The following is a 4513-nucleotide window of genomic DNA, read 5'->3' on the forward strand; positions in this document are numbered from 1 at the left end:
GCAAGCAGAACCAGCGCTGCCGCCCCAGCCATGCCATAGACCAGCGTGCGGTTTTGATAAACGAACTCCTGGATCCGCACGAAGACCGTGACGGCTTTGTCTTGACGGAGTTCTTTCCGTTTGGATAGGGTTTTGGGTGCCTTGAGCGTAGCCATGTTCACTAGCGTTATTCGGAGGTGCGCCCTCGACCGGTACGCCTTATTTTTTTGCAAGATGAACGAAATAAGGCTTCCATGCACGCTGCGCAATACTCAGATGCTTGCCCGTTTAATCCCCTACCGACCGCATCGTTTCCACCGAAACCGTGGATTTAGTGGGAAGCGCTTTAATTAGAAATGATTTCATTGATTTCACAGCGCCCTGTTGGATCGCAAGTCATAATGGATCGTAATGTTTCACGAGAAAATCGCTCTCAAACACTCGTTGGATAAGGAAGGCTTTTGTCTATGGCGATTCGAGTAGGTATTAACGGCTTTGGACGCATCGGTAGGCTAGTGCTGCGTTTCATCCTGGAACGCAAACTCGAAAACCTCAATGTGGTCGCCGTCAATGATCTAACCGACAGCAAGACGTTAGCGCACCTCTTTAAGTATGACTCCATTCACGGTCAATACTCAGGGGAGGTTGTTGCTGACGACAACAGTATTTTCATTGACGGTGAGTGTTTCCGTGTCTTTAGCGAGAGCGACCCCAGGAATCTGCCCTGGTGTAAGCTTGCCTGTGACGTGGTCATCGAATCGACAGGGATCTTCAGAAAGCGAGGGCAAGCTGCACAGCATCTCAACGCCGGAGCAAAAAAGGTCATTATCTCGGCTCCCGCTGAAGGCGACGTTGATGCGACGGTTGTGTTGGGCGTGAACGATCATATCCTTACCGGAGAGGAGCAGGTAATCTCGAACGCGAGTTGCACTACGAACTGTTTGGCCCTTATGGTGAAGGTTTTGGATGACGCATTTGGCCTGGAAAAGGGCTTCATGACTAACATCCATGCATACACAGCCGAACAGAATATTCAAGATGCGCCTCATCGAGACTTGCGTCTCGCTCGAGCTGCTGCAGTCTCGATTGTTCCTAAGGTAACCGAATCAGCTAAAGCGGTCGGCCTTGTGCTACCTCACCTGCAAGGCAAGCTCGATGGTTTATCGCTGCGCGTGCCCGTACCAGACGGCGCGCTGCTCGACTTCACCGCCGTGCTGGGCAGAGAGGTAACCGTTGAGGAGGTCACGAACGCTTTCAAAGCAGCCGCTGAACAGGCGCTTGCGGGAATCCTCCAGTACACCGAAGAACCCCTGGTCTCCGTCGATATCATCCACAACCCCCACTCGTGCATCTTTGATGCGCTCTCGACTAGCGTGAATGGCAATCTGGTCAAGGTCATGGGCTGGTATGATAACGAGTGGGGCTATTCGGCACGTGTTGCCGAGCTTATTGAAAAAGTCATGGAAAAAGTAGTAACTTAGAAGGCAGCAGGGCACAGCGCTACCCCATGAAGATCAAGAACCAAATTTGCACCGATTCGATGGAGATCGAATATGATTTTAGTAAGGCTCCATTCAAAACGACTAGTTTTGAGTCGAAGCATCACGTCTTAGTTACCTACTATGCCGAATCACGCAGTGACCCTGAGGTTGCAGCCCGTGGTTTGTGCAACGAGCAAAGCGCCTCTCGTTTCCCCGGCGCGTCGTCTGCTAGGGAAGAGGCACTCTTAAGAGACTATGCCGCCAAGGTCGTGGGCCTTGATATTATCTCAGAAGAGGACCACCCTACCCTCAATACCTACGTAGACTTGCCCCGCTTTGGCACCGGCCCCGTCTATACCCGTTTTATGACGCAGATCGCTTTTCCCATCGCTAACTTTCGCGCAAGCCTGGCTGGGCTTATCAATACCATCGCCGGCGAACCACATCACACGGGCTATTTCAGCGCCCTGAAAATTATCGACGTTAAGCTCCCCGAAACCTATGTGTGCGACTTTCAAGGACCACAGTTTGGCGTTCAGAAAATCCGTGAGCGACTCAACGTCTATGACCGTCCGCTCTTTTGCGGTCCGGTGAAACCTTCCGTGGGCCTCACGCCAGATGAATTTGCGAGTCAGGCCTACAAGGCATTCAAGGGGGGCATCGACATCGTCAAAGATGACGAGTTGATCGTAGACACCGCGTATTGCCCGTTTGAGGAACGCGTGCGCAAGACGATGGATGCGGTTAAGCGGATCGAGGATGAAACCGGCAGAGCGCGGCTATACGTGGCCCATATTTCGGCTGACTACGATCAGATGAAACGTTATTACGAGACCGCCCTCCGCTATAACGTGGACGCCGTGATGGTCAGCCCGATGATTGTTGGCTTCCCCAGCCTCCAATGGCTGTCTCGCGAAGAAGGGCTTCCGGTCTTCTCCCATAATGCTTGCATGTCGATGGCAACGCGGGTGTCCTTCTTCGGTATTTCGCTCCACGTTCTGGTCCAATTGCAACGCCTGGCGGGAGCCGATGTGGTCGTCATCCCCTCTCCCTGGGGCACCTTCATCATGAGTGATGAAGACCATCGCCGTAACGTCGAGGCGTCTCTGGTGGCCTCGCACGACCTGGCCCCGATCTGGCCCGGCCTATCGGGAGGCAAATCCGTAGGCACCCTGCTTAGATGCTATCAATCGGTCGGCAGCGAGGATTTCATGTTCATCGTTGGCTCGGCCTTGTTCCATCATCCCCTCGGCGTTGAGGCAGGCGCGAGAAGCCTGCTTCAGGCCTGGGAAGCAACGCAGCAGGGCATCGAACTCGACCATTATGCAAAAGATCATAAAGAACTTCGGGCCGCCGTCAGCCATTTCAAACAACAGCATACCCAACATGCCGAGAGTTGAAGATGAGGTACCGAAAGCTGGGCCGCACCGACCTGAGAGTGAGCGAAATCGGCTTCGGGACGCAAACGATAGGGGGGCCTACCCTGCTGGGGAAAAAGCAGGTCGGTTGGGGATGCACCGACGACAAAACGTCCCTGGCCGCCCTTCACGCCTGCCTTGATCACGGCGTTACTTTTATCGATACCGCCGACGTCTACGGCTGGGGGCATGCCGAAACGCTGGTTGGCAAGGCCTTCAAGCATCATCGTGATCGCCTGGTGATCGCCACCAAGGCCGGGTATCGGGTGGGCCAAAACGGCGGAGGTTTCAAGGATTACAGCCCCGGCTACCTCAAGCAAGCGGTCGAAGCCAGCCTGCGACGGCTTCGGACCGATTACATCGACCTGTTCCAACTCCACAGCGTACCTGACGATTTTGAGATCCCAGAGCAGTCGCTCGAAGCGCTGGAGGGGCTGCGCGAAGCGGGCAAGATCCGCTATTACGGTGCGTCGATGGCGAAACTGGAGATGGGTATCCCGATGGTTGAAGCGACACAGATATATGCGATTCAGGTTGAATACAACCTGTTGCACGAGGCCCCCGCCAGGGCGTTGTCGCCTAAAGCATTGGAACGGGGTGTGGGCCTCGTCGTCAAAGCACCGCTGGGAACCGGCTTCTTGTGTGGGAAATACCGGGAGCCAGGGATGCGCTTTCCTGCGGACGACATCAGAAGCAACATGCCACAGGCCGAAGTAATTGAGAGAACGTTTCTCCCTACTTTATTCAGGACCTGGGGTGGTGCCATATGAGCCATGTCTTCATCTGCTACAGCCGCGAAGACTTCGATTTCGCCGAACTCTTAAGGGAAAAAATCGAAGCAGCAGGTCTCAAGGTTTGGCAAGACCTGAACGGACTGCGCGCGGGCGAAGATTGGCGTGATGACATTGACCAAGCCATCAGGGAAGCCTTCGCGCTAATCGCGGTAATGACGCCGGAGGCGAATGCGTCCGCGTACGTCTCTTACGAATGGGCTTTTGCTTTGGGCGTCGGGGTGAAGGTATTTCCTGTGATACGCAAACCCACCGAGCTGCATTCTAGACTGGAGGGGATCCAATTCCTGAACTTCCCTGACATCAAAGCCCGTCCCTGGGATGATCTGGTCGAGGTGCTACGAGACGCGCAGAGTCACCATACCCCCTCTGGCATTCAAAGAGCAATTAATGTAGATGCCTACATACAACGCATTATATATGATTACGAGTTTTTCGAGGAAAACAGGGACAATAAGCGAACACCCGCCATCGAACTCATGGAGCGCGACAATCTAAAGGCACACTATGTTTCTTTGTATGTCAGAGATATAGACGGAGCGCGGCTTGGTTCTATCGATGAGTTTGTGAACACATGGCTGGAAGACAGCGAGAGCAATCACCTCTCGATTCTGGGCGATTATGGTACGGGCAAATCATCGTTCTGTCTGAACTTAACCTATAATTTGGCCAAGAAATACCGCGCTGACCCCGTCAAGAATCGCATCCCTATCTTTATTTCTCTAAGCAAACACTCTCGTGTCGAGGACCTTCCGAATTTGATAGACCGGTTGTTCATCCAACAGTATAACATCTCTATTACTTACGACGACTTCCACAGATTGATGACGGATGGAAAAGTCCT

4 protein-coding genes are annotated in these 4513 nt (G+C 53.4%); all 4 read left to right on the plus strand.

All coding sequences use genetic code 11. The annotated features are described in order from the left end of the window. Positions 1-446 precede the first annotated feature (446 nt). The gene (gap, locus tag O6944_00055) at positions 447-1460 is read left to right on the plus strand and encodes a type I glyceraldehyde-3-phosphate dehydrogenase (GenBank protein MCZ6717544.1); all 1014 of its coding nucleotides are present in this window, start codon (positions 447-449) and stop codon (positions 1458-1460) included. Between the two features lie 269 nt (positions 1461-1729). After that, complete coding sequence (locus O6944_00060; GenBank protein ID MCZ6717545.1) at positions 1730-2860, plus strand: RuBisCO large subunit C-terminal-like domain-containing protein; 1131 nt, start codon at positions 1730-1732, stop codon at positions 2858-2860. 2 nt (positions 2861-2862) lie between these two features. Further along, the gene (locus O6944_00065; GenBank protein ID MCZ6717546.1) at positions 2863-3648 is read left to right on the plus strand and encodes an aldo/keto reductase; all 786 of its coding nucleotides are present in this window, start codon (positions 2863-2865) and stop codon (positions 3646-3648) included. Then, the coding region (locus O6944_00070) for a TIR domain-containing protein (protein MCZ6717547.1) at positions 3645-4513 on the plus strand (869 nt) is incomplete at its 3' end. The genes O6944_00065 and O6944_00070, both read left to right, overlap by 4 nt.

Source organism: Gammaproteobacteria bacterium, from assembly GCA_027296625.1.
Taxonomy (GTDB): domain Bacteria; phylum Pseudomonadota; class Gammaproteobacteria; order JAKEHO01; family JAKEHO01; genus JAKEHO01.

What these genes read in the sequence shown, in the direction of transcription:
- O6944_00065 (MCZ6717546.1), top strand. Translation starts at nt 2,863, where the DNA reads ATGAGGTACCGAAAGCTGGGCCGCACCGACCTGAGAGTGAGCGAAATC.
- gap (MCZ6717544.1), top strand. Translation starts at nt 447, where the DNA reads ATGGCGATTCGAGTAGGTATTAACGGCTTTGGACGCATCGGTAGGCTA.